Raw genomic sequence first — 260 nt, forward strand, 5'->3', positions numbered from 1 at the left:
GTCGTGACAGCGTTTTTCCTGGAAGCAGCTTTTCTTGGCGTGCTGCTCTTTGGGCGCGGTAAAGTCCCGCAAGGAGTGCATTTGTTTGCGGCGATTATGGTCGCTGTGGGTACCTTTATCTCCTCGTTCTGGATTTTATCGGCCAACAGCTGGATGCATACACCTGCCGGTGTCGAGTTAATCGATAATCGCTTCCATGTGCTGTCTTGGTCTGAAGCTATTTTTAATCCTTCCTTCCCTTACCGTTTTGCACACATGGC

1 protein-coding gene is annotated in these 260 nt (G+C 50.0%); it reads left to right on the forward strand.

The features are described 5' to 3' along the window. A partial coding sequence (locus tag SB749_RS19935) for a cytochrome ubiquinol oxidase subunit I (protein ID WP_410711833.1) occupies positions 1 to 260 on the forward strand: 260 nt, incomplete at both ends.

Source organism: Brevibacterium sp. SIMBA_078 (assembly GCF_046534565.1).
Classification (GTDB): Bacteria; Actinomycetota; Actinomycetes; order Actinomycetales; family Brevibacteriaceae; genus Brevibacterium.